Annotated in this window: 23 protein-coding genes; 4 read left to right on the top strand and 19 right to left on the bottom strand. The window is 38.7% G+C overall.

What is annotated here, in order from left to right:
• Positions 1-154 precede the first annotated feature (154 nt).
• Positions 155-865, bottom strand: a complete 711-nt coding sequence (locus tag PL11201_RS04215) for a TIGR04283 family arsenosugar biosynthesis glycosyltransferase (RefSeq protein ID WP_079677334.1) — start codon at positions 863-865, stop codon at positions 155-157.
• 170 nt (positions 866-1,035) lie between these two features.
• Between PL11201_RS04215 and ilvD the strand changes: the two genes are divergently transcribed.
• Positions 1,036-2,721, top strand: a complete 1,686-nt coding sequence (ilvD, locus tag PL11201_RS04210) for a dihydroxy-acid dehydratase (protein ID WP_079677333.1) — start codon at positions 1,036-1,038, stop codon at positions 2,719-2,721.
• A 63-nt stretch (positions 2,722-2,784) separates the two neighbouring features.
• Here ilvD and PL11201_RS04205 read toward each other — a convergent pair whose 3' ends face one another.
• The 5 genes from PL11201_RS04205 to PL11201_RS04185 form a co-directional block, all read right to left on the bottom strand.
• Positions 2,785-2,964, bottom strand: a complete 180-nt coding sequence (locus PL11201_RS04205; protein ID WP_144017662.1) for a PIN domain-containing protein — start codon at positions 2,962-2,964, stop codon at positions 2,785-2,787.
• 128 nt (positions 2,965-3,092) lie between these two features.
• Positions 3,093-3,308, bottom strand: coding sequence for a hypothetical protein (locus PL11201_RS04200; protein WP_079677331.1), 216 nt, complete (start codon positions 3,306-3,308; stop codon positions 3,093-3,095).
• A 149-nt stretch (positions 3,309-3,457) separates the two neighbouring features.
• Positions 3,458-4,363 (bottom strand): polysaccharide deacetylase family protein, encoded by a 906-nt coding sequence (locus PL11201_RS04195; RefSeq protein ID WP_079677330.1) that lies wholly within the window; start codon positions 4,361-4,363, stop codon positions 3,458-3,460.
• Positions 4,364-4,828: 465 nt separating this feature from the next.
• A complete protein-coding gene (locus PL11201_RS04190) occupies positions 4,829-8,440 on the bottom strand; it encodes a Yip1 family protein (RefSeq protein WP_079677405.1) in 3,612 nt (1,203 codons plus the stop codon).
• Between the two features lie 140 nt (positions 8,441-8,580).
• A complete protein-coding gene (locus tag PL11201_RS04185) occupies positions 8,581-9,039 on the bottom strand; it encodes a phosphate-starvation-inducible PsiE family protein (RefSeq protein WP_079677404.1) in 459 nt (152 codons plus the stop codon).
• A gap of 264 nt (positions 9,040-9,303) precedes the next feature.
• Here PL11201_RS04185 and PL11201_RS04180 point away from each other — a divergent pair, with 264 nt between their 5' ends.
• A complete protein-coding gene (locus tag PL11201_RS04180; protein WP_079677329.1) occupies positions 9,304-9,990 on the top strand; it encodes a diacylglycerol/polyprenol kinase family protein in 687 nt (228 codons plus the stop codon).
• Between the two features lie 117 nt (positions 9,991-10,107).
• Here the strand turns inward: PL11201_RS04180 and PL11201_RS26740 are convergent, their stop codons facing one another.
• Positions 10,108-10,257, bottom strand: a complete 150-nt coding sequence (locus PL11201_RS26740) for a hypothetical protein (RefSeq protein WP_162832328.1) — start codon at positions 10,255-10,257, stop codon at positions 10,108-10,110.
• A gap of 203 nt (positions 10,258-10,460) precedes the next feature.
• Positions 10,461-10,958 (bottom strand): 2TM domain-containing protein, encoded by a 498-nt coding sequence (locus PL11201_RS04175; RefSeq protein WP_079677328.1) that lies wholly within the window; start codon positions 10,956-10,958, stop codon positions 10,461-10,463.
• A gap of 185 nt (positions 10,959-11,143) precedes the next feature.
• Here PL11201_RS04175 and ccsB point away from each other — a divergent pair, with 185 nt between their 5' ends.
• Together ccsB and PL11201_RS04165 are read left to right on the top strand one after the other, a co-directional pair.
• A complete protein-coding gene (gene ccsB / locus PL11201_RS04170; RefSeq protein ID WP_079677327.1) occupies positions 11,144-12,172 on the top strand; it encodes a c-type cytochrome biogenesis protein CcsB in 1,029 nt (342 codons plus the stop codon).
• A 44-nt stretch (positions 12,173-12,216) separates the two neighbouring features.
• On the top strand, positions 12,217-12,573 hold the full coding sequence (locus PL11201_RS04165; protein ID WP_079677326.1) for a KGK domain-containing protein: 357 nt from the start codon (positions 12,217-12,219) through the stop codon (positions 12,571-12,573).
• A gap of 126 nt (positions 12,574-12,699) precedes the next feature.
• Here PL11201_RS04165 and PL11201_RS04160 read toward each other — a convergent pair whose 3' ends face one another.
• From PL11201_RS04160 to PL11201_RS04110, 11 genes are all read right to left on the bottom strand, one after another.
• On the bottom strand, positions 12,700-13,857 hold the full coding sequence (locus tag PL11201_RS04160; RefSeq protein WP_079677325.1) for an NAD-dependent epimerase/dehydratase family protein: 1,158 nt from the start codon (positions 13,855-13,857) through the stop codon (positions 12,700-12,702).
• 58 nt (positions 13,858-13,915) lie between these two features.
• The gene (locus PL11201_RS04155; protein ID WP_079677324.1) at positions 13,916-14,506 is read right to left on the bottom strand and encodes a chromophore lyase CpcT/CpeT; all 591 of its coding nucleotides are present in this window, start codon (positions 14,504-14,506) and stop codon (positions 13,916-13,918) included.
• A 132-nt stretch (positions 14,507-14,638) separates the two neighbouring features.
• A complete protein-coding gene (locus PL11201_RS04150; protein ID WP_079677323.1) occupies positions 14,639-15,160 on the bottom strand; it encodes an ElyC/SanA/YdcF family protein in 522 nt (173 codons plus the stop codon).
• A gap of 19 nt (positions 15,161-15,179) precedes the next feature.
• Positions 15,180-16,514 carry a tetratricopeptide repeat protein gene (locus tag PL11201_RS04145; RefSeq protein ID WP_079677322.1) on the bottom strand — a complete coding sequence of 445 codons (1,335 nt, stop codon included), beginning with the start codon at positions 16,512-16,514 and terminating at the stop codon, positions 15,180-15,182.
• A gap of 5 nt (positions 16,515-16,519) precedes the next feature.
• Positions 16,520-17,923 (bottom strand): AAA family ATPase, encoded by a 1,404-nt coding sequence (locus tag PL11201_RS04140; protein ID WP_079677321.1) that lies wholly within the window; start codon positions 17,921-17,923, stop codon positions 16,520-16,522.
• A gap of 74 nt (positions 17,924-17,997) precedes the next feature.
• The gene (locus PL11201_RS04135; RefSeq protein WP_079677320.1) at positions 17,998-18,816 is read right to left on the bottom strand and encodes a GIY-YIG nuclease family protein; all 819 of its coding nucleotides are present in this window, start codon (positions 18,814-18,816) and stop codon (positions 17,998-18,000) included.
• Between the two features lie 108 nt (positions 18,817-18,924).
• Positions 18,925-19,425, bottom strand: a complete 501-nt coding sequence (locus tag PL11201_RS04130) for a hypothetical protein (protein ID WP_079677319.1) — start codon at positions 19,423-19,425, stop codon at positions 18,925-18,927.
• 68 nt (positions 19,426-19,493) lie between these two features.
• A complete protein-coding gene (locus tag PL11201_RS04125; protein ID WP_079677318.1) occupies positions 19,494-19,781 on the bottom strand; it encodes a hypothetical protein in 288 nt (95 codons plus the stop codon).
• 40 nt (positions 19,782-19,821) lie between these two features.
• Entirely contained in the window at positions 19,822-20,091 is a 270-nt protein-coding gene (locus PL11201_RS04120) for a WXG100 family type VII secretion target (protein WP_079677317.1), read from the bottom strand.
• A gap of 42 nt (positions 20,092-20,133) precedes the next feature.
• Positions 20,134-24,060 (bottom strand): FtsK/SpoIIIE domain-containing protein, encoded by a 3,927-nt coding sequence (locus PL11201_RS04115; RefSeq protein ID WP_079677316.1) that lies wholly within the window; start codon positions 24,058-24,060, stop codon positions 20,134-20,136.
• Positions 24,061-24,066: 6 nt separating this feature from the next.
• Entirely contained in the window at positions 24,067-25,845 is a 1,779-nt protein-coding gene (locus PL11201_RS04110) for a coiled-coil domain-containing protein (RefSeq protein ID WP_079677315.1), read from the bottom strand.
• Positions 25,846-25,969 lie beyond the last annotated feature (124 nt).

Genomic DNA, 25,969 nt, shown 5'->3' with positions numbered 1-25,969 from the left:
AGCAAAACCTGATCTCGATTGTCAACATTTTTTTAGGACAACGGCAAAATCTGATTTTATATTAGGGAACAGGGGGAGCAGAAGCAGTGCGTTGGCGTCACGTCCTCGCTCGCTTAATATCACCCAAAACCCATTCGTAATTCGTAATTCGTAATTACCCATTACCTATTCCCTTCCCCCGATACCATTGAGCTAATTTTGTCGGGGAAATTCCTAGATAATATCCGATGACCATACACTGATTCATAAATGTGGTTTTGAATATGCCTAACTTTTGCCACCGTCGTCCTGATGTAATTACAGGACTTGATAAAATCTCAATTTTCCCTAGACGATTTAAACGACGGATGAATTCAAAATCCTCCATAATCGGTTGTTCAGGAAATCCACCTATCTCCAAAAAAGTGGTAGCTTTGATAAAAATAGCCTGATCTCCGTAGGGCATTTGTAAATATTTTGAACGCCAGAATACGGTGGTTTCAATGAACCTTAAACTCAATTCGGGGGCATTAATTTTTAATTTAAACGCTCCGGCAATTATATTAGAATCGTTCAAAGTTTTTCGGATTTCCGTTTCAAATCCTAGGGGTAATTGAGTATCTCCATGCAAGAATAATAAAATCTTCCCCGTTGCCACCTTTGCTCCTACATTCATTTGTAGTGCCCGTCCTCGATTTGTCGATATCACTTTCACCCCCAAACCTTGAGCTATTTCAACGGTATTATCCTGACTTTCCCCATCAACAATAATAATTTCTATATTTTCTGCCCGTTGAATTGTAGAAATTACCAACCCAATATTTTCGGCTTCATTTAAAACCGGAATAATGATTGAAACTTTTTCAGATTCAAAACTAAAATTCATCGAAGTATTATTGAGCCAACCCCATCAATTTCTAAAGTAATTAATAATTTATCACATTTTCTGAGATAATAATAACCATATAAAAAACGGGTTAGATCAGCGAGTAACAACACCACAAAAAACGTCGTTGAACCGTTGGAACACAACCCGCACACAATGAGGAAGCATTAATGTCCGATAACCTTAGAAGTCAAGCCATTACCCAAGGAACCCAACGCACCCCAAACCGTGCCATGTTGCGGGCGGTGGGATTTGGGGATCACGATTTTGTCAAGCCCATAGTCGGGATTGCCAACGGTTACAGCACCATCACCCCCTGCAATATGGGCATCAACACCCTAGCATTACGCGCTGAAGCCGCCCTAAAACAAGCGGGGGCTATGCCGCAAATGTTCGGGACAATTACCGTCAGCGATGGCATTTCTATGGGGACTGAGGGGATGAAATATTCTTTAGTTTCCCGCGAGGTAATTGCTGATTCTATTGAAACCGCTTGTAACGCCCAAAGTATGGATGCGGTTTTAGCAATTGGTGGCTGTGATAAAAATATGCCCGGGGCGATGATTGCGATTTCTCGGATGAATATTCCGGCGATATTTGTATACGGTGGAACGATTAAACCCGGACATTATAATGGTAAAGATTTAACTGTTGTTAGCGCTTTTGAAGCCGTCGGACAATATAGCGCGGGAAAAATTGACGAAACAGAATTAATTGAAGTCGAACGTCGGTCGTGTCCAGGGGCGGGTTCCTGTGGGGGAATGTACACAGCAAATACCATGTCTTCTGCCATTGAAGCGATGGGAATGAGTTTAATGTATTCCTCCACCATGGCAGCAGAAGATGAGGAAAAAGCCGAAAGTACAGAAAAGTCGGCCTATGTGTTACGAGAAGCGATTAAAAATGGTATTCTTCCCCGTCAAATTATCACCCGAAAAGCCTTTGAAAATGCGATCGCTGTGATTATGGCCGTGGGCGGTTCAACTAATTCAGTTTTACACTTATTAGCTATTGCTAATGCCATCGGAGTTGAACTAACTATTGATGATTTTGAAGTGATTCGGGCGAAGGTTCCCGTATTGTGTGATTTAAAGCCCAGTGGTCGTTATGTGGCTACGGATTTACACAAAGCCGGGGGTATTCCGTTAGTGATGAAAATGTTATTAGAAAAAGGCTTAATTCACGGGGATGCCTTAACAATAACTGGGAAAACTGTTGCCGAACAATTAGCCGATGTTCCCTCCGAACCTAGTCCCGACCAAGATGTAATTCGTCCTTGGAATAATCCTATGTATGCTCAAGGACATTTAGCCATTTTAAAAGGCAATTTAGCCACGGAAGGTGCGGTTGCTAAAATTACCGGAGTTAAAAATCCAGTGATTACTGGCCCAGCCCGGGTTTTTGAATCGGAAGAAGAATGTTTGGATGCCATTTTAGCCGGAAAAATTAGTGCTGGTGATGTGATTGTGATTCGTTATGAAGGGCCGAAAGGCGGGCCAGGAATGCGGGAAATGTTAGCGCCAACTTCGGCAATTATTGGGGCAGGTTTAGGGGATAAAGTCGGATTAATTACCGATGGTCGTTTCTCTGGGGGCACCTATGGCATGGTGGTCGGTCATGTTGCCCCAGAAGCTGCGGTTGGTGGGAATATTGGTTTAATTCAAGAGGGGGATAGTATTACCATTGATGCCCATCAACGGTTATTACAAGTGAATATTTCCGAGGAAGAATTAGCCCAACGTCGGCAAAATTGGCAAGCTCCAAAACCCCGTTATACTAAAGGAGTTTTAGCCAAATATGCTAAGTTAGTTTCATCCAGCAGTATTGGTGCTGTGACGGATTTAAACTTAGGTTAATTCTCCCATACCTAGGCGTGAAACCTCGTAGTGAGCCCTTCAGGGCTCATTTAATTATATTATTTACTCTAATTGTGTTACTAAAAATGGATTGATAATTATTGTTTTTTGTTCAATGAGTTGATTAGCTTGCATATCTTCTGAAGATAAAATATTACAATTGTGTTGTAAAGCCGTAGCCAGAACTAGACTATCCCAATAAGTATAACCGTATTTAGAATTAATGTCTAACGCTGTGATCACTTTTAAAATATCTATTTCCACAAATGATTGAGGTAAAGTTATTATTAACCAACTCTCTCACTTTAACAGACTTCTTCGGTGAATTTTGGGAGTAAAGATAAACCCAGAGGTTAGTGTCTAATAAAACCTTATTTTTCATAAAGTTCCTCTCTATTAAATTCATAGTCATCAGGAAGAATCAAGGAATGTTGATCTATAAACTCAAAAAATCTTTGCTTTTTGACTTCAATTTCATCTGTTTCCACAAGAATAACTTTAAAACTTTTTCCTTCCCATTCATCACTCAACTTTTCAGAGAGGATCAGATTACCATTATTACAAGTTGCTTGGATAACTTTGTACATTGTAGCGATGATCTCCTTCTATATTAAATCTTTTTAGCAATTATAACCAATAGGATCAATTTTTGCCAACTATTTTTAAGTATTAAAAAGCGATACCTACGGTAAGCTGCGAAGATCGCAAACACCCGTTGTTGGGCTTTAGCGCTCTATTATTCAGCTAAATTCAACAATTCGGAAACTGTTACAAACCGATAGCCACGTTTTTGTAATTCAGGAATCATAATTTTTAACGCTTCTATGGTTTGAGAACGATTTCCGCCGCCATCGTGCATTAACACAATATCCCCTGGACGGGCTTGATTTAAAACGCGATTTGCTAAAATTGAAGCTGTGGGTTGTTGGAAGTCTTTCGTATCAATAGACCACATAATAATGGCATAATTTTTACTGCGGGCATAGTCGGCAACACCATTATCTAAAATTCCCCCAGGCGGCCGAAATAACCTGGTTTTTAATCCCGTCATCAACTGTAATTTTGCCGATGTATTTTCAATTTCGGCTTTAGCTTTTTGCGGTTCCATTTTTGGATAAGAATGCGTCCAACTATGATTTCCAACGGCGTGACCTTCCTGAACTACTTGCTTAATAATGTTAGGATATAACGGTAAATTTTGGCCTAGAATAAAGAAGGTGGCTTTAACATTAAACTCTTTTAAAACTGTTAAGACCTTGGGTGTTTCTGGCCAGGGGCCATCATCAAAGGTTAAGGCAATAACTTTTTCTTGATTTCGAGGGGAAACATTATGAACGGTTTTGCCTTTATAGCGTTCTGGAATTAAAGAATAATAGGGTTTTTCTGGTTTCTTTAAATTAGGTGGTGGAAAAGGTTTTCTAGGAATAAAAGAGTCTGGTTTTCCTAATGGTGGAATTGTCGGATCTTCCATGCCATTTTCAGCAGAATTAATCGGTTGTGTGATCACCGAATTTTGAGCTTGTAGTCCAACAATAGGTAAGGAAACAGCAACTTGTCCATGATTAAAACTCACTACAAATATTCCACTAACACCACCGAGTAGAATCTGTGAAAACCGTTGAAAATTTCGGGAACCTATCATTGATTTTCAAAGTCAGGATAATCTGACTATAGACTACGAGACTTTCCCTCTAACTCCCGTAAATCTTAACTAAATATGAGAATGTTCCTGATCGGAAACAATTTCGGCTTTGTTGGGTGTTAGTGCGATCGCAAATAAAAATGACACTAACGGCCCGACAATGAAAATTGCTAATTCTAATCCGGTCATAGTCTACCCCCTGTGGGTTGCGGTATCGGTTTACCCCTCGAATGCAGAGTTAATTGTTAGTCCGATTTCTGACTAATCCTGGCTCAAAACCCGCTTCCGCATCAGAGAACGTGCTGATAATACCCTGGATATTCTCCAATATACTCTAATCATCGTCATGTAGTATCTATTAATCTTCTGAGCGGTCTTGATTTAACTAAATCTTTAAATTCAGATCATAAACCTTTGCAGAATCTAAACTTTATTCATGAATCTTTACAAAAACTATTTGAATAACTAATCATATTCAAAGTTTTTCAATTTAGGAACTCCAAACCAAAAATCCGTGGGAATCAGGGCTTTCAGGGTAGGATCATGACCACCGACTTGATGGGTGCGGAGAATCCAGAGATAGGCTCCTAATTGGAGGAAAATCATGGCGATTTTATCATTAATTAATCGCGGTAATAATGAGCGCCAACTAGAGCTTAACCGAGACAGGGTTTTTAGGGGGGTTTCTTGAGTAAAACGCCCTAAAGTTGGAGAACCATATTGCCAATCTTTTCGGACTTTCCTTCCAGCAATTAAGATACTTTCTAAACTGGCAACTAAGGTTCTTAATTGAATGAACCGTTGGGCTTGTTCGTGGTGGGGATTTTCTCGTAACCATTTCATTAATAGGGGATTTAATTCAAACTGCGCCAGCATTCTTCTTAATGATAAATATAAGGCTTGACTGGAATCTTGAGAACAGGAATTAATTGCACTGACAAAAGTGGTTCCAGTTCCATCCCCTACGCGATATCGAGCGGTCATAATATCTAGTTCATTAATCACAATATCCAAGGGAGAAAACTTGAACCCATCAAAATCATAATCTTGGGTGAGGGGATCAAATTTAATTAGAATATCGGTAAAGGGACGAGATCCTAACCAACCGAATTGACGATCGCCACTATACCTTGTCCAGTCTAAACTTCCTGAGATTATTCCATCACAATTATGGGTATAAATTTGGCGATATTCGATGTTAAATCGCAGGTCTTGAGTAAGGCGATCGCGCACCACCGTAGCGATTCCATAGGCAAAATGTCCGAAATAAATCCCAAAGGGAGTATGATCTCCATTTGGCCCGCCAATGCCTCCATAAACGTGCATTAATAAGGCTCTATCCCCTTCTTTCCAGAGGGATTCCGGGACAATATTGTTAGTGGAATTATCCTGATTAGGATTGAGGAAAATTGTCTTAACCTGTCCTTGGGGTGTGACTTTATTTTTCCAGTATTCCCAGTTAATATAATCTAGGGTTTTTTGTTGTCCTGAAATCACCAAATCAGGAGTTAAAGAAAATAATTGATAGGGGGCGATCGCCTGTACTACAAACTGACCATCAATATTTTTCTGTCCAAAAATATACCATCCTGAAGCATTAACCGGAGATTGTTCTAAATCCTGATTTATTGAAGATAAAGCCCCATCTCGGTTAGCAATGACTGAGGGTAAATAGACCCTTTCTTCGGGGCCGTTAAATTGTTGAGAGGCGGGAGAATAATGACGCACCAAAAAGAAGTCATTGCCTAAATTTTCAATAAACCGAACCAGGGCATAAAATCGGCCAGTAATTTCAACTGGATCATGTTGAATATACAAACTTGGACGTTCTAAACCCGTATCTTTCAAGACTACAGGATCTTTTAAAACCACAATCATATCATCCTGGGGTCTAGCTCCGGCTATGGATTCTAAGGGGTCAACTTTTGACCAACCATTGATTCTTTCTGGGTGAATATTACCTTGGGATTTACTAACTTTTACCTGATCAATAAAGTTGACATCCTGGGTGACTAATTTAACTCTTTCCTTGACAGAAGAAACCTGTAAATCCCATCTTAAATTAACAATTTGTCCGACTCGATGCTGATGGGATGAATCGGCATGATAAATCTCAAATAATACGCCCTGCACCTGTTCCCGCTCTGATAATTTAGGTAAAATTAATCGACCTATCCAATTCCCTACGGGTTGATATAATTCGGGATTAAGAGTTTGTTTAACTGGATAATATGCAACTTGGTTAAAAGGGGCTTTTTTGTAGAGTTCATAGTTACTAGATTTTTTGAAAATATTAGGATCTAGCCCAGTAATTTCCCAATTTTCTAATAAAATTCCAGTGACAATATCAACGGTTTGTTGCAGATGGGTTTTGCCATTTGGTAGTTGATTATCTCCCATCGGGCCACCCATCATATTGTGTCCCACTGGCCCCAAAGAGATAAAACTAATTTTGCCCCGCCGTTTGGCAAAATTCCAGTTTGATAACAGAGAAATCGGCCAGCGTCCAGGGAAAATAATTGCCCCCACTTTTTCCACGCTATCCTGATCCCCAACCAGATGATAGAGATGTTCTGCTACCATTGTCCCCGTATTTCCACTGATCACACCTGCAATAGAAATCACTGTAATCGGGGCTTTAATGGTACGTTTAAGAAAGGTTACAGCCCCCATGGACATTTGACCGCCACCACTGTAGCCAATCAAAGTCACTGGAACTTCACTATCGACGGGATAACCATAGCTGAGTAAACTATTATACAGAACTTGCGCCAGGCCTTGATTTTGAATCGGGCCGTAACGGGGATCGGCTGAAACGGCTACTGAGACGACATTTCGGGCGTTAATGATAAAACCAATGGGGTTGGCAGGATTTTGAACTACCATGGAGTCAATCATCCGCCACAAAAAGGATAGGGGCCGATTTTCAGTTAAGGGTTTATTAGTAACAGAATAGGGCATAATCCCTTTAACAATTGCTACATTATCGGGAGTGGCAATGGCAAGGGCATCTAAAAAACGTTCAACTTCTGGTAAATATTGATAGGAGCCTTGATTGATTCCATCTAAATATACAACATAGTGATTAAATGGGGTATCAATATTAGGATTTTCGACTAATGTTCCGGTATTTTCTAAGGGTTGAACTCCATACCATCCTGCCCACCAAGTTAAAGATTCTAGCGGTGTTAGGATAATAGAAATTAATAGAGCAATTAAACCAAATTGAACTAATTTCAAGCCTAATCTAAAGCTATGATTAAGGAGACTAAACCCTACTGTTAAGGGGTTATTACTATTAGGATATAAAATTAAAACTAATAAAAAGCCCAACAATGCCAGGGCTACAAATTTAACGGTAGATGAACTTTTTTGTTTGGGAACATCTTCTTGCTGTTCGGCTTCTAACCAAATTTCCTTGCCTACGGTAATGATTTGAGGCTCATTCCCGTCATACATGACCATTTGTTCTAGTTTTTTCGGGTCAGTAATTAATGAAGTTCCTGCCACCGAATTAGATAACCAACCACTAAAGGCTAAAATCGGACGACCAATAGTTCGTTGGACAATTTGGAGGACAACCCAGCCGATTAAAGTACAAATAAAGACTGACCAATCTTCAAATCCGGCAATGCTTTCTAGTCCGATAAATTGAGCCAGTAAACTCCAAATTGAAAGGAATACTCCAATTGCAATTCCCATGTAGGGTAAAGCAATTAAAAACCCTAACATTTGAGGGGCATAACTGAGTCCTAGAGTTCTAAAAATTAGATCAAAACTTAGAGAAACATCAAAAAACAGGTTACTTGCAATCCAAATACTCCCGGCCCATAATCCATAACTTAAAGCAAAAACAATCGCAGAAATTCCTAAGCTGAGAAAAAAACGAATGGGTGTAACTTTATTGGCAAATAAAACAATACATTGTCCAATTGCTTGTGATAACCCGGCGATGAGAACAATAATTAAGGCTACGGTGAGACCATCGGGTAAGGTATTAATTTGATCAAAAACTTCTGGGTTGAGGGCAAATGCCCCTGAAACCAGATGCCAGAATTGGTTAAATGCGGTTTCCATAAAACAAAAATTTACTAAAGATGCAATTAATGGTTTTTGAATGGTTTTAAGTCTAACCTGAACGACCATAAAAAGCAATATTTAGAGTGACTTATGACCAAATCAATCTATGTTTCAACCGTTGAATAAATTTCTAGCCCTTACTTACCGTGATACACTCGAACAATTAAATAACTGATTGACAGGGCTAAAACTGCAATAGCAAGTCCAATCAAATCTTCACCCCCTTTTTTATCGAGATCAAAAATAATGATTTTTCTTCCTACCGCAATTAAGGAGGTGACAATCACTAACTCAACTTGAATAACGTGTTTTTTTAAATAGGCTGAGATATTTTCTAAAATCTCTATAGCAATCAAAACATTTAAGAATAATCCAAAAATTTCAAACAAAGAATTTTTAAATATTAGAGTAGAATCCGTTAACAATTTTTGGGCTAAATATAAAATTAGTTGACCACAGCAAACGACAATAACGATTATCATAGCAATTGATAAGGTTTTAGCGATCGCCACTTGAATTTCTTCTAATATCATTAAGAAATTTTCGTCGCTAAACCAATGGGTGAGGGATTCAAAAAAAGTTCTTTTGTGTGACATAGTGACCCGTGAATTGGAGTTGGACAAATTAATATCAATATATAATTTATAGTCAGTTAATGCAAGATTATTTTTTAAAATCAATCTAACCAGTCCAGAAATCCGGTTTTAAAAGTTTCTTGGCCGAATTCAACAATCATATCTATTGAAATTAATCTATATTAGAAAGGGTTAGGATTATAGAAAAGGATATTGCGAAATGTCTGAAAATGCAAGAATCAGCGTATACTAATGATTTAGGTTAATTTATATTCCATTAATTCTATGCCGAGTTTAGCTGAAATCCACAACTTAGGATTTGAAATTATCTTAGTTGCTGGTTGGTTAGGTTTAATTTTAGGGGTAGCAGAAGGACTAAATCGGATTTTTGCTGTTAATGCCGAAGTTTCGCGTAAAATTGTTCATATTGGTACAGGAAATGTGATTCTATTTGCCTGGTGGCTAAATATTCCGGCGTGGGTGGGAATTGCAGCGAGTGTGCTTTCAGGAATTATTGCCCTGATTTCCTATCAAACCCCGATTCTTCCGAGTATTAATAGTGTGGGACGTAAAAGTTTAGGGACGTTTTTTTATGCGATTAGTATTGGGGTTTTAATTGGTTGGTTTTGGACAATCAAACAACCTCAATATGCGGCTTTAGGTATTTTAGTGATGACCTGGGGGGATGGTTTGGCGGCGGTTATTGGTCAACAATGGGGTCAACATAAATATCAAGTTTTTGGTAATGGTAAAAGCTGGGAAGGTTCTTTAACAATGCTGTTTGTTAGTTTTGTTATTTCCGGTGTTATTTTATTAGCAACTCAAGGAAATAATCAAATAATTTGGAGTATTTCAATAGCTGTGGCGGTTGTATCTACGGGATTAGAAACTTTTTCAAAGTATGGAATTGATAATCTAACTGTTCCTTTAAGTAGTGCGTCACTAGCTTTTTTTATGAATCAAATTTTTTAGGTATAGTAGGGAATTACGAATTACGAATGGGGAACAATAACAATAAATCCCCCATAGGAGTTATGGGAGATTTAAGTAGATTTTGAAACACATCATAATATTTGATCACAATTATTTCTAGTGTTTCCAACGAGGATCTTTATTGGGATTACCTTCAAAGGGTTGTGTGCCTACCGATGGGTAGACATCATCACTAACAATAAACATCCGCCCGGCGGCTTCAGTTAAATAGGTCATCATTTCTTTAAGAGAACGTAAAATATTCATAATTCCTAACCTCAACTCTATTATCCAGGCTTCTATACTAATCATTCTATCGGAAAAAATTAGAAAATGTGCGGATTTGCAACATTTATTTGCACTTTTGTATTTACTAAAGTTATACTATCTGTTCAAATTGTAAGAAATACTTAATTCACCTGGTTCGGGGTTGGGTGACAAGACCAAACCCCTACAAACCCGAGCGAGGTTTAAGACTGCAATCCTTTTAAGACCTTATCGGTAAAAGCATTAATTGATTTGCCAACATTTTTTTTCAATTTCCAGGCTTTGAATGCTACTTCATAATCCTCTCCTTCCAATTGATAGGTTTTCCAAGCTCTGAGGGTTAAAAATAATCCCCAAGTTAAAAAGACAAAGGCTGCAAATCCGATTCCATGCCAAATAACGAGGTTAATTAAAATCAAGAAAGAGTTAACAATCCCAAATTGAATCAGATTTTGTTTCAGTCGATTTTGGCGATAGGTATTAAAGACTAACTTTTCATCGGCTTCTTGTTTTTGTAACTTCCATTGCTGTTCAGCTAATTCTAAATCCAGGGGAGAAATTCCTAAATCTTTGGCAATGTCTAACAATTCTTGACGAGTCATTTCCTCGTTATCTTGTTTGCGAGAAATAGCAATATAGAGAATTTCTTGTATATCTTCCTGTAAATAGGTCGGGGTGATTTGACTGTCTGAGTTGGTCATAAGTTTTTCTGATCAAGCTAAAATACGAATAGGACAAGGTTTACAGTTGATCTGCAATCCTAATAATATGAAATCTTAATCTAGCCTAACCTATCCTATCAGGGTATAGGGCGAGTTCTAGGGGCGAGATTTAAGATAAAGTTAAAAAAAGTCGGTTATCAATACCGTTACGAGGAGAATCGTTCATGAATCTGGTTGTACTCCAGAATGGATTAGATAATATTTCTTTTGCCATTTTGTTGATCACCCTATTGTTGTATTGGGTGGGGGCGGCGTTTCCTAATATTCCCTATTTGTCGGTGTTGGGAACTGCGTCCATGGCGATCGCCAATCTCTCCATTGCCACGTTATTAGGGGCAAGATGGATTGAGGCGGGTTACTTCCCGATTAGTAATCTTTATGAATCCCTGTTTTTCCTGACTTGGGGTTTAACAACCATTCATCTAATTGCCGAACAAATGAGTCGGAGTCGCTTAGTTGGGGTGGTCACCTCTCCAGTGGCGATGGGAATTGCGGCCTTTGCTACCCTGAAGTTACCGCCCCAAATGCGGGTCGCTGAACCCCTCGTCCCAGCATTGAAGTCGAATTGGTTAATGATGCACGTTAGCGTCATGATGTTGAGTTATGCAACGTTAATGGTGGGATCTCTGTTAGCGATCGCCTTTTTAATTCTCACCCGGGGACAGGAAATCGAGTTAAGTGGAAGTTCTTTAGGAACCCGGATTTCCCGAAATCATCATAAACCCGTTAGCAATGGGATCAATTATGCTCCAGAAATCCTGGCGGAGTCCCAGCCCAAAGGGTTCACAACCAATGGTAATAGCACAACAGCTGTGTTAGAGTTCGTCAAAACCGATAACCTGGAATCGATTCCCCTGCTTTCCCCACAGCGATTAACTTTAGTGGAAACCATTGACAATATCAGTTATCGGATTATTGGATTAGGATTTCCCCTGTTAACCATTGGGATTATTTCCGGGGGGGTCTGGGCGAATGAGGCTTGGGGTTCCTATTGGAGTTGGGATCCCAAAGAAACTTGGGCGTTAATTACTTGGTTAGTGTTTGCAGCCTATTTACACGCCAGAATTACTCGCGGTTGGCAAGGTCGAAAACCTGCTATTTTAGCCGCCACGGGCTTTGTGGTGGTCTGGGTGTGCTATTTAGGAGTTAATCTATTAGGAAAAGGTTTACATTCCTACGGTTGGTTTTTCTAAATCAGTTAATCCCTAGTACAAAATACAATTTTCAGGACATAAACATGAGCGATTTTACCTCTATTCTCGATGATGATGATGTGATTAATACCAGTGAAAGTGCATTGATGTTTCAATGTACTTTTAAAGCCAGTGAATTCCTGTCAATTATGGAATCCAAGTTAGAGGAAGAAAATTTATTTAAGGAAGGAATTGAGTGTCAACTCTTGCGTCCGGGTCAATCTTGGAAAACCGGAAAATTTCGGATTTGTTTAGAATTTTCTTCCGATGAACCGGATGTTGAAGCTAAAGGAGGTGTCCCAACTTCTGAATATGCTTCCCCGACAATTCCTTCTGATTCCAATTCGGATCTACCACCTTTTGTTAACCAACCCACTAAAAGTGTAGGAATGTGGAGTTAGTGATTCGTCGTAAATTTAACGCAAATAGTAGTAAGCCCTTCAGGGCTTAGAGGCGTGAACGCCTCACTACAAATAAGGCTTACTGTAGAGAACCTAACCTCTCTCTACAGTAAACATGGTTATAAATTAACCAGGATTACGCCATAAAACTTTGGGCATAATTTGGCTATTATCAACTCGATGCTGATACTTAACAGCAAAATTCAACAAAGAATCTAACAGAGAATCCGATAGAAAATGGGGTTGTAATCCTAAATCCAATAAATTAGTATTCTTAGCGTTGAAATAATGTTCTTCTAGTTCAACACGAGGATTAGGAATATTTTCGATTTCCACATCTAACCCTAACGCAATTCCTGCTTTTTTTACCATCATTGCTAAGTCACCGACGCTATGCAATTCGGTAAACTGATTAAACACCCGGAATTGTCCAGAATCCGCCGGATTTTCTAATGCTAATTCGATACATCGTACCGTATCCCGAATATCCAAGAAGGCTCTGGTTTGTCCCCCAGTTCCATATACGGTCAAGGGATGACCAATAGCCGCTTGAATACAAAAACGGTTTAACGCCGTTCCAAATACCCCATCATAGTCGAGACGATTAATTAACAACTCATCCATCCCGGTTTCTTCCGTCAACACCCCATAAACCACTCCTTGGTTTAAATCCGTTGCTCGCAGACCCCAAATTTTACAGGCAAAATGGATATTATGGCTGTCATGAACTTTGGATAAATGATAGAAACTGCCAGGTTGTTTGGGATAGGGTAAAGTATCCTTACGGCCGTTATGTTCAATGGTAATATAACCTTCCTCAATATCAATATTGGGAGTTCCATATTCTCCCATCGTTCCTAACTTCACCAGATGACAATTAGGGAAATGTTCCCGCATGGCATACAATAAATTTAGGTTGCCAATCACGTTGTTAGTTTGGGTCAGGACAGCGTGTTCTCTATCAATCATTGAGAAAGGTGCAGAACGCTGTTCTCCGAAGTGAATAATCGCTTCCGGTTCAAACTTCAGTAAACTTTTAATCAGGAAATCGTAGTTGTTAATATCCCCAATAAATAGGTCAATGGATTTTCCAGTTAAATCTTTCCAACGCTGAATTCGTTGCTGAATTGGAGCAATCGGAGTTAGTGTATCAATACACAGTTGTTGATCCCAATAACGTCGAACTAAACTATCCAGAATACCGACTTCATAGCCACGGTTAGACAAATACAATGCTGTCGCCCAACCGCAGTAGCCATCACCACCAATAACCAGGACTTTCATAAATACACTTGTTGAATCTTGATGTACCAATACCCGGTAAATTTATCAGGAAAGGGGGTCAAATTTTTACCTCCTCCGCAAAACTTGTCCAGCGCACGAATTGAAATGGCCCGGCTAAGGCCCCCCACAGTTGTTCATCGGTTTCGGGGTCGTGTCCTCGGTCGTGACTAATAAAGTGGTGTTCGTCGATTTCAAATTCACTTGCTAGATAGGTGACTTTCCCTTTGCGTTCCACCATACATCCTTTCCCTGGTTCGACTTCTCCTTTAAAACTATGTCCTGTCCAATGGGTAATAAAAGAACATTGTGCCATTTTTTTTAATCGTTCTTTTGTTAACCCTTGAAGTCGTTCAGGTTCCCGGGATGCACCATAAAATTCTTGTTCATTTTCAATCACATAATTCTCAATTTCAATATGATTTTCTACCGGAACTAATTTTAATACCCGCACTCGATAGGGTTGTTTTAAGTTAATATCATAGGCTTGTTCTAAATACAAGCTCACCCCATCTAATAATGTTACAGGTAGGGGACGCATACAGACGCGAATATGGGCAAAAAACGGTGGATTTTCAAATGCTTGGGCTTGGTTGCTGAAGTCCGCCGCCATTAATTGCGCTAGTTTAACAATATCAGTGGAATGAGTCATAACTAAATTCGATTGAGATCAGAATCAAAGTTATCATAATATAGATGACATTCCGCAGTTCATTGGTGTGTTCTTTTACCCAGATTCTATACTGACAACACTAACACAAGCTGTACTTGGGAGTTATTACTCCTATCTGTATTTTTGAATCCATTTTTTCTTGTTGACCAGAATTTGTTTTTCAATATTAGGAAAGATTGCTCCTAAACATTGAATCAATACAGAGGGAATTTGTGCTAAATAAATCAGGATGTTTTCTTTTCTTGGTAATTTAATAACTTTTACAGGGTAATCTCTAAAAATAATTTTAGCCAAACAAATCATTTTTAAATAACGAACTTGATCACAATATATATAAACAACTTGAATTTGATGATACGCGAAATTATCTAAAATCAATTTTGTATATAATAAATTGTGTAAAGTGGTTAAAGATTTTTCTTCTAAAAATAAATCTATATCTGATATTTTATTGGTGATTATTTGCTTCATTAATTGAGCTTCAGAAATAGGGGATTTTGTAAAACTACATCCACCACTCAGGATTAATTGATCAATTTTTTCCTCCTTGATATGGCTAATTACAAAATCAAGATAATCAGTCAGGTTATCGTCTACAATATTACCATAGCCACAAACAATTCCTACTTTCATATTTATTTTCTGATATTTTTTAGTTTTGTTTACCCAGAGTCCAACTATAAGCTATTTTTAGCATTCGCATGAATCGAACTCTATTTAAAATTCCCAGTTGAGCATAGGATTGTAAACCTTTAATTAAGAAAAAAATAGATTTCATAATTTGTTTTTTATGCCAATAAGCTAAAGCTAAATCCAATAAACAACTAGCTGTTCCATGTCTATTCAAACTAGCTTGTCTCATTTCTAGGGCTATTTTAAAATTTTGGATAGCTTGTTCACACTTATTTTCCGCCAGATTAATCAAACCTAATTGTTCATAACAATCAGAAATTCCTTGGTAATTCTCGGTCTTTTTATAGCCTTCAAAAGCTACTATTGCTAATTTTTTTGCTTCCGTCAAATTTCCTTGGTTAAGATAGATATAAGCGAGATGATGAGCAATAAAAACCTCGGCTTGAATATAATTAATTTGTTTGGCTTTTTCTTGAGCATTTTGCAAAACTTTAATCCCTTGGTCATACTGTCTTTTTCTCCGTAAAATAATGCCTTGATGCACTTGTGGAGTAATTATTCGATGAATTAATCCCAGTTTTTTCCTTAAGTTAATAACTTGATCATAAATTTCTAAAGCTTGATCAAAATGACTCGCATTCATTTCATAATGAGCCAAAATCTCAAGCATTCCCGTTTTAATATCATCAAGCTGAAAATCTGATTGAGCTAGATTTTGATGCTTCAAATTTTCATCAACAATCACTAACCATTTTTTCAAGTTCCTGATTCCATCTTGATAATTTCCCAAGGAAACTTGATACATTGCTAAATGACAATTTGCTTTTATATGTTGTAAGGATTGAGGATGGGATGTAGCAGAAATTTCTTGAAGAATTTGAAAAACCTGTGTCGGATTTTGATTTAAACTACTTAACGTTATAGCTTTTAAAAGTAAAATATCATTCAAAATTTTGCTACTGGTTTTTAATGAATCTATAATCTCTTGAGTGACCCCCAGTAAATTTTGATAAGAACCTTTGAAAAATAGATATTCAGATAAAGGGAGTAATAGATTAGTCGTAGAAGGATTAATAGCAATAGGAAGTTCAAAAATAGTGATTATAGTAGAATCGGTTAGTACCCATTCGGGAATTGTACACAGGTGGTATAAGGCTTCTAAGCTATTTTTGACTTTTTGTGAAGATTGTTCATCTGAATGAGTTTTATAGCCCATCAAAAACTTAACCGTAGCTTTATAATTCATCTGTTGAAAACGGGGTAGGGTCTTAAAAAAGGCAGAATCAAGATTTAATTGTGCTAAAATCAAATCAATAGAGTTTTGATATAGAGCTTGATTGGGGAGTTGAATCATCAGGGTTAATCCATGTTTTTCAGATATTCTAGGGCGATACTGCGGATTAAATTATGCTGTCTAATTACATATTGCTGATTTTCTAAACTATCTTCAAAAAGAAAGCGATCGCGCAATGTTTCTAAAGCAATTTCCTGTTCTTCTTCTCCACAGTCATCTTCTAATAAACTTAACCAATAATCAGGAGTAACAGCACAGCGATAGATGGATGCAGAACAGAGTAAAAGATAAGCATTAAACGCATCTTTTTCTAAACGACTAAAGGTGATTTCTAGTCGAGAACGGACTCTTTTTCTGAGATTCCCAGTATATCGATCTAATTTCCATTGGTCATTCGCACCTTGAATTATACCTTGTTCTTTAGCTTCGGCGATCGCTTTTTCTACTTCTTCAATTTCCTTTCCGTATGTATTCCAGTAAGCAACCACATTACCAAAAAAGGGTTTGTCACCAATTTCACCAGAAATCACTCGTAAGGCTAAAGGATGACCTTCATAAGCCTGACCAATCCGTTCTAAATAGGGAGAATAATCGGAAGATAAATCAATCTCTAATCCCGTCTTTTCAAATAATGCTAATTGTTCCGGTGGTTCTAGTCCACTTAAACGTTTAGAATCCCAGAAATTTTTATAGCGAGAAGGCATTTGTCCGGGTAATTCTTGAGTTGTGAGAATCAAACGACTTTGACAAATAGAACTCGCTAATAAGGCGTGAAAGAATTTAACCCACCCTTCATCTTCAAAATCACTCCAACCCTCGTCTTCATTTCCCTTCATAATCAATTCTAGGGAATCCATCACAATCAGATAACGATGATTGCTCAAAAAATTGACTAAACGATGAAGGAGTTGTTCTGGATTTTTACGGTCTTCTAAGGTAACAATCTGTCCCCATTTTTCTAACCAATGAACCGCAACACTAGCAAAATCTGATGCTTGGTTTTGATTATCAAAATTCTCTGAATGAAATTTTGTCCAGTTATCTTTTAACCAATCTTCCCGTAAATCAAAGACTAATTTTTCAGCTAGGGCGGTTTTGCCAATTCCTGTAATTCCTGTGATAATTAAAACTCGACAAGAACCTTCTATTTTATGTTTTAATTCGGTGAGGAGTTGTTCTCGACCAACCCAAGATTGATCATATTGAGAAAATTCTGGAAGTTGTTCAGGTTGAGAAGATGTCGGACTAGAATGATCTACAACATCTTCCCAATTTACACCAACGGCTTCACAGAGTTTAATGAAAACATCTTGGCTGATTGCTATTCCTGCTCGGAAACGCTTTAAAGTTGCAGGCCTAGTGTAAGATTCCTGACACCAACTCGTAGAATCTGCGTCAAAGCCTTTCTTTTTTCGAGCCTGTTCAATGATTTTTTTGCCTGATTGTGAGAGTTTGAGTGTAACTGCCATTTTATCTCCACAAATACATGAAGTATTATAGCTTTATTTGTGGTAGGTAAATCGGCTGTAAACATTGCCCTTTTTTACATATTGAGTGTTGTCGCAGCATCTTCAGAACCCCGAATGCGTTCCTCTAAAAACTGGGTATATTCTTCGCATTGTTGTTCGCATTGCTCGTAGGTGCGGCAAAGTTCCTCAAAGAATGGTTCAAACCGATCGTATTGACGATCTTGCCAGCAGTTTTGTAGATTCTGCCATTGACTGATCACACTTCTCCAATCACATCCGATCATTTCCTGAAAGCGTTGTAATTGTCGGAGTAGTGCTTCAGTGTCTTCAATACTGATACCAGCTATTCTACTATTTCTATGGCTATTAACAGATAGCATTTGTCTAGGTTGTTTATTGCTCTGCTGATTCTCTATTTTTTTGAGGGAGTTAGAAAGCCAACTAAGGAAATTAGTAACGAAAGCTTCTTCAGAATAAATTCCTAGTCGCGTTGCTTCATCACATATTTGATCGCTGGAGTATTTGTCTTGCCATTCAATGCGCTTATTATCTGCTGTGCTTAGTTCATCTAGTGTATTCAGTGCAATCAGTAGGGTAGACTCTGTTAATGCCGGATTCTGAGAATCAATCCACCTGATTGTGAATGTTTCCTGGTTTATGACTCGTTTAGCAATATTCTTATTACCCTTGCGAGACAGATGAGCGTTTAAACGATCGCGAATGTCTTTAGAGGTGTTTTCTGCTTTGCCAACATATAAATTTTTCCGATCTTGACTATCACGAATTAAATAGACACCACCGTGATATTTACCACCTAATTGATCCAGAATTGACCAGTCATCATGATGAGGTGTAAATTGAAAGGGATTAGACCATAACGAGTTGAATTTCATCTGAAAATATCACTTTTTTTATGATAACCATACCCAAATTATGTATACAGTGGGTATACATTTCACTCCAAAACAAAGCTAAATGTGATTAGTGCAAGAGCCAAGTTTTTACATATTAAGTGTTGCCGCAGCATCTTCAGAACCCCGAATGCGTTCCTCTAAAAACTGGATATATTCTTCGCATTGCTGTTCGCATTGTTCGTAGGTGCGGCAAAGTTGCTCAAAGAATGGCTCAAATTGATCGTATTGACGATCTTGCCAGCAGTTTTGTAAATTTTGCCATTGACTCATCACACTTGTCCAGTCGCCTCCAATCGTTTCCTGAAAGCGTTGTAATTGTTGAAGCAGTGCTTGAGTATCTTCAATACTGATACCAGCCATTCCACCTGTACCAGCCATTTCATTAGTCAGCCGATGTTTCTCTTGCCGTAAATGAACTTTGGCTGATTCAGGAATACCTGGTCTATTGAGTGCAGCATTTATACGATCAAGTTGACTGCTACTTCCAGAACCAGCGTTAGATTGATTTGGTTTTCGCTTTTCACCTGCTCCCTCTACATACTGCTGCTCCTTATTTTGATTAATTTTTTTGTCTATTGATGATTCCATAATTTCTACAAACAATTTTGGATTGAATTTTCTCAAACATTAAAACTAAAAAAGTACAGCACCATTTTTTACATATTGAGTGTTGCCGCAGCATCTTCAGCAGCACGAATGCGTTCCTCTAAAAACTGGGTATATTCTTCGCATTGTTGCTCGCATTGGGCGTAGGTGCGGCAAAGTTCCTCAAAGAATGGTTGAAATCGATCATATTGACGATCTTGCCAGCAGTTTTGTAAATTCTGCCATTGACTTATCACACTTCTCCAGTCGCCTCCAATCGTTTCTTGAAAGCGTTGTAATTGTTGAAGCAGTGCTTGAGTATCTTCAACACTAATACCAGTAATTCCACTACTACTCATAAGTATTCCTCCAAGAAATTGTTCAAAAAGTGAAAAAGCCTTAACCCAATGCTTGACGCACTGCTTCCTGATAGCGATTCAACTGCTCGGCGGCATTTCTTCCTACCTCGACAGCTTGAGCGATCGATTGGCGAGTTGAGTCGAAATTTTGGGCAAATTCGTCTCTTTGTCTACCAATAAAAGTTTCGCTACAGCGTGACCACTCGCTATTAAGAGATTGCAATTCTTGTTCAAGAGTATCTTGAAAATTGGCAAGGGCGCGAGCAAATTCCGCTAAAACTTCAGGATCGACATGAATATCTACGGACATAATCAACCTCCAAAATTGGTGAAATAGAAAGAGTAAACAAACTCATTGACGCTGCTTTAATACTTGAGCATAAGTATCAATCATCGATGCAGATAGCAAAGCATAGGGACGAAACTTTTCCGGGGAATCGGGAGTAGATGCGTCGGTAAAATAGGCTTGGGAATCACGTAAGTTTTTAGCAACGTTCTCACCGAGAAAGTCTTGGGAATCGCGATCGCTCATTTTAAGCGCCACCCGCAAATCAAAGTGAGTCAATGCAGCCCGACTACCGCCAAACAATTGCTGAACGACCTTAAAATCGGTGAGCCATAATACTATATAAATGCCTAATTCCGAACCTTTACTGGCAACTTCTAAAAGTTTTTTGGCATCGGTTGACATCTCTTCACCTATACGTCCTGTAACAGGGCGAAAGCGATCCATTTGGCTGAGACTACCCACCGCAAAGATAAAGAAAAGAGACTTACCAAAATCAATTGCATCGGCATTAGCTTGACGAATAGCTTGGCGACGATCAAAATCTTCTACCACTTGTTGCCAAATTGCTTCAGCCCGGACAATTTGCCGATCTGGATCAGCAAAACGCTTACCTAATGATATATCAAATTGTGTACCAAAGCAATTGCGGAAGCTAGGCATCAATTCAGCGACATCTCCATCGGATAGGGAAAGATCGATGATTTGAAAAGTAATAAGTTTGGGCGAACAAGTGTGAGTCAAACTAACAAGCATTGCTCCTAATATACCAAATATTTCACTCTCAGCGTTGCCAATTAGGAGCAAGTTGTTGCGAGGGCGACGACGGAAAATAGCTCTAATTTGTCTGCCGATTCTCATTGATTCACCAAGCCAGGTCATACAAGGACTTTCAATCGTTATCCAATCTTTTTCTTGTAAATACTGTTGATTTAACTCTTGAGAAGATAGCCATTGATCGCACTGGATTAGTGCTTGGAGTTCAATATTATGTTTGAGTTGGGCAGGTTGAATCCCGTTGAATACAACAGTAGGAATAGAACGTTGAAAATTCCGCTCCTGACTTGTTTTTAAAATAGCTTCCATTGCGGCAAGGCGAGCGTTGGAATTAATAAAAGCGACTTGTCCGATGCGGTTACAATTTTTTTCGCCGAGGCGATCGTTATAAGCAAGTTTACCCGCCCGGTCTAAAAGTTCTACCACATCAACATTCCCTTCTGCCATTACCATTGATGCGGTGGATCGGCTCATCTGCATAGCCATTCGCACTGCTATTTGTTCGTAGATCCGCTCGCGAAAGTTTGTCACACGCGGCGACTGAGAACTCAGTAATAAATGAATGCCAAAAGAACGTCCCTGTTTGATAATTGTCTCCAGAGTATCATTGAGGCGATCGCACAAACGACTATCTGCTTGTAAATACATCTGTTGATATTCATCTATTACAATCAAAATCCGAGGCAAGACTTTACCTGTAGCTTTTCGATAGGAATTTAATCCTGCTGCACCGACGGATTTGAATGCTTTAGCTCTAGTTTCAATTTCCGAAACTGCTCGATTCAAAACACTTAGTCCAAATTCTACATCGCTTTCAATAGAAATTACTTGCGCCTGGGGAAGTATTCGTGTGGGGTCTGGATCGTTAAGGGCATTAGGATTATCAAGTTGATCGGGCGTAACATAAACTTGAAATTCTACGCCTTGTTTATAATCAAGCAAATAAAGCTCTAATTCATCAGGTGAATAATGCAATGCCAAACTAAAAATAATGGCATGAATAGTAAAGCTTTTTCCCGCTCCTGTAGTTCCAGCTAAAAGTGCATGGGCTGGTTCATAGGAACCATCATCGTACATTCCCAGCAAAAATTCCAATTTGTCTCGTGCGCCTGCCATACCTATTGGTACTTGCAGGTTATTACTGCTGTTACTTGTCCAAAGATGCTCTGGATAAAGGAGATCGAATGGCACAAAATCAGTAGGTACATTTTTAACTGCTTCGCTGACCCTAGCAGCAATTCGATTGAAATCATCACTATTGGGTGCTGTGTCCAAACGGATACGAAATGCTTCACCGTCAGGAAGTTGTAAGGTAAAAAGTGGTATACCCTCATGCTGAAAATCCTCAGTTTGTAGTGCTAAACATTCTGCTGATAGTGCTTCATTACTTTGAATACCTAAACAGGTTAGACTTGCCCGATCTTGAGAGTCAATACTATTCACTTTAACTGCTAATATTTGACCTAATTTTACTGCTTCTTCAGGGTAACGAATGCGCCGTTCGGTCATCTGAGCAGTGGGTAACATACCTTCTCTACCAGGCAAGAATTCTACAAATGCTCCTGAGTGAAGAATTCGCGTTATTCTTCCTAAGTAAACGTAACCCACTTTAAAACTGCCTGGTCGTCGGAAGCTACCGCCTGTAGTCAACCCATAAGCAGGACGCAAAACAGTACACCAATCATCAAATATTTCATAGCGGAAGTCCCGTGGTTTTTCCAGGGTGTCGTCGATGTGCAAGAGTAAATATACGCCTGCTCTTGCTCCGTTAAGGATTAAGCTTTTTAAATCCTCGATCGCTGAACGATCAAAACTAGATGGAAAGTCGCCAACAAATACATAGCGATATGCTTCTGGAATTGCTGTACCATCAGCATTATAATCTTCGATCATTTCGTAGTTGCGACTGAGGTAATTTTGAATTACCTGTTCAACGTGCTGGGCTAGAGTACGTAATTGTTCCCGAATATCTTCACTGCGAGTATAAGTTTGTTTGCCTACAATATGATCAGGAAAGTTCCGAAATGGAAATGTATTTCCGGCATTAACAGGGTCAATAAAAATAGCTTTGCACGTACAAGCAGGCATTGAGGCAAGTGTGCGTACTGCCAGTGATTCCATCGCTTGTAATGCGGCCTGACGAGAATCTCCGTCATTACTAAATATGGCAATATGACCTGATGAGTGCCGTTTAGCAGTTTGCTCATGGGCACGCAAGGTCAGAATAGCTGGTACTGTGACTTCTCCCTGTTCCCGTTCAATAAATAAGTCGCCGAACCGAAAAAGACTACATGGACTATTCTGATCGGGAGAATGATAATTGGTCTCCCAGCGTTGATCTTGCCAAGGCCATAAGGGGGTATGTAATTTGTTAACTATTTCAGTAATTACGTGCTGTTGTTTATGCCATTCATCTCGCAAATTTTGGGGCTTAACTTCAGTTGCATCATAGCGTGCAGAAAGCATAAATGCTCGGATGATTTCTATGCGATCGCGTGCTTCTTGACGCAGATTTTCTAACTGATCACGCAGTTGTTTTTCTTGATCATACTTCAGCCTCTGTAATCGTTCTTCATCTTCGGTAAAATAGCGATGGAAGTTTTTCAACTTTTTATCGATCTCCCGATAGATTTTAAACTTTTTCTTAACATCAGCCATTGCTATTCTGGCTATTGTTAATGCCAAGATTGCCATTAAACTGACCAGGATTGCAATCGGTAATATGTCAAAATTTTTCAGTTGATTGTTAAGATAAGTAGTCTTTACTATGATCATAACAACAATAGTTAAAAAAATAATTAATAAGATAATAAATACCTTATGTTTGGCAGAATCGAATTGAATTAAGCTTTCTTTAAAGCTTTCCTCTAATCCGTTCATCTCTTTTTTTAATGATTGTAAATCAGCATCGTTCCTCTGTTGAATATCACTAAGTTGACGCTGAAGGTTTCCTTGAAAAGTTTGCAAAGCCTTGAGTCCATCCTGCAAATTTTGAAAGACATCCAGTAATTCTTGTCTATTCAGTGGTATAAAAGAGATAGCAGGTTGGCTATAAGCAGGTCTACTGAGTCCATGTTTTAATGCTAATTCTAATGCTAATGCCAATTGATTTTCATACCATGAGGCTTCTAACCGAGAGTTTTGCAACTCTCGGTATCTTCGATCCACTAAAGCCAGAGCAATGTAATACTGCTTGAGTTGTTGGTAATGTAACATAATTTTTTAGAGGTTAGTCAGTTGTTTCTTTTGTAGAAAGAGGACACCGCCAGATACAGTATAGACTGCTGCACCTCCTAAAATAAAAGGCTTTTGGTCATTTTTAACAGCAAAAGCCACGCTACCAATTAGAATAGCAATGAGAGCATGAGCAATCGCAAAACCTTGCAGTTTGCTCTTCGTTTTTTCTCGCAATTCTTCATAAACTGGATGACCACTTCCCAAAGCCGGTGTAAATTTTGTCAGGGCTTGATACACAGGAAATAAAGTCCCTAAATTTGCTAGTGGAAACACAGAAATAACCAACAAATTTGACATTTGTTTAGCAAAATCTTCTGATTTTTCCTGTGGCAACTTTGAAATTTCTTGCAACTGGTCATCGAGTGTCCTGATCCCACCCGTAAACTCTTGTCGCTTTTTCTGGAGCTTTTGGCGATATTCCAAAAAGGCAAAGCTGGTATTGCTATCAATGGCTTGTGCTGCTGAAACAGAAAGTAATTCTGTGTCTAAAATGGTTTTGATTAACTTTGTGAGGTTTATTCCCAAGGCGGTTTCAATTTCCAATTGCATCGCTTCTAGTAAAGTTTTTTGTTGTTTAAGGTATTCATCTTGTACTTCTTCATAAAACACACCTAATACAAAGCGCGAATAGTCAAATGCTTCGCCCATACGAGTTTCTTTGTTTTGACGGATTAGTTGAAGTTTAGTTTTGCTATCGGCAAGCACTTCAGCAATCGTATCGAAGGTTTCGGTCATCTGATTAGTGAATGTATCGATCTCAGTAATATTATTTTTAAACTGCTGTTGACGATCTCGGATACGGGCTTCTACACGCGCTAATTCATTAGGATCGATAATGTCTTTGTATTGGAAGTTTGTATCAACTACAAGTGATGTCAGTGAATGGGCAGAATCATCATTGGAATTGCATATATCATAAGGCAACTGCTCAAGTTGCTTTTGCATGGAGTCAAAAATTGCTTCATTCTCGCAAAAACATTCATACAGATACTTCACAATTTCAGTAAAGGCTTGCTTAAGCTCGTCGGAATACTTTTCAACTAATGTTTCAAGTTCACCATTCAACTGACGGAATGTATTGCTTGCTGTATTGCGATCGCTATTGTTTTCAATGCGATCGTACAAAAACACATAGGCTTTCTTCGCCATAAACAACAAAACAAAGGGTTCGAAGATCAATGCCTTATTATGAAAACAATCAAACACCAACTGCTGAAGCTTGCCCAAAAAAGCAGCCATATCACTGTCAAGAGCCGGTTTAAGTTCCTCCGTCTTTTCGCGCACTTGTTCTTCAACTTCGGCTTTCTTCTCTTTAAAGCGCTCTAGTGCATCTTCATACCGTTCTTTTGATCGCATCATTTGATCGACTAAACGCCGATGCAAATCGACTTTATTGTTATACTCATTTACTTTGGCGTTGTGACGAGCAACAGCATTATGGTCAGTGCGATCCAAAAACATTTCACCTGGTGGAGAACCAGGGCGGTTAGCATCTGCACGATGTTGTGCTGCTTCAAGTTCAGCTTCTGTTTCTCGGAGACGCTGCTTGAAACTTTCTAAACGTTCTTCACATCGGACTGCAAATTCCTGAATTTTTTGTTTGGTTTTAGCATAATTGTCTGCCTTAATAATACCAGCCAATTCTTCGTCGCTGTAGTTCACGCCCGAATCACCCAGCTTGATAAAAAAATTGATATTGGCAATGGGGGCAATAAGATCACGAACTACATACAGAGATTCATTGCTTGTGATCTGGTCAACCATGATTCTTCCTCTCACTATGTCAGGTGATAATTTTTGTTCATTAATAATCAGGAATTTGATAGATCATATATCTCTTAAAATTCCCCATATTTTGACAAATTTGGAGCCAGGCTTCTTCTTGCCT

Source organism: Planktothrix sp. PCC 11201 (genome assembly GCF_900009135.1).
In the GTDB taxonomy this organism is placed as follows: Bacteria; Cyanobacteriota; Cyanobacteriia; order Cyanobacteriales; family Microcoleaceae; genus Planktothrix.
This window is presented reverse-complemented; position numbering and strand designations above follow the sequence as displayed.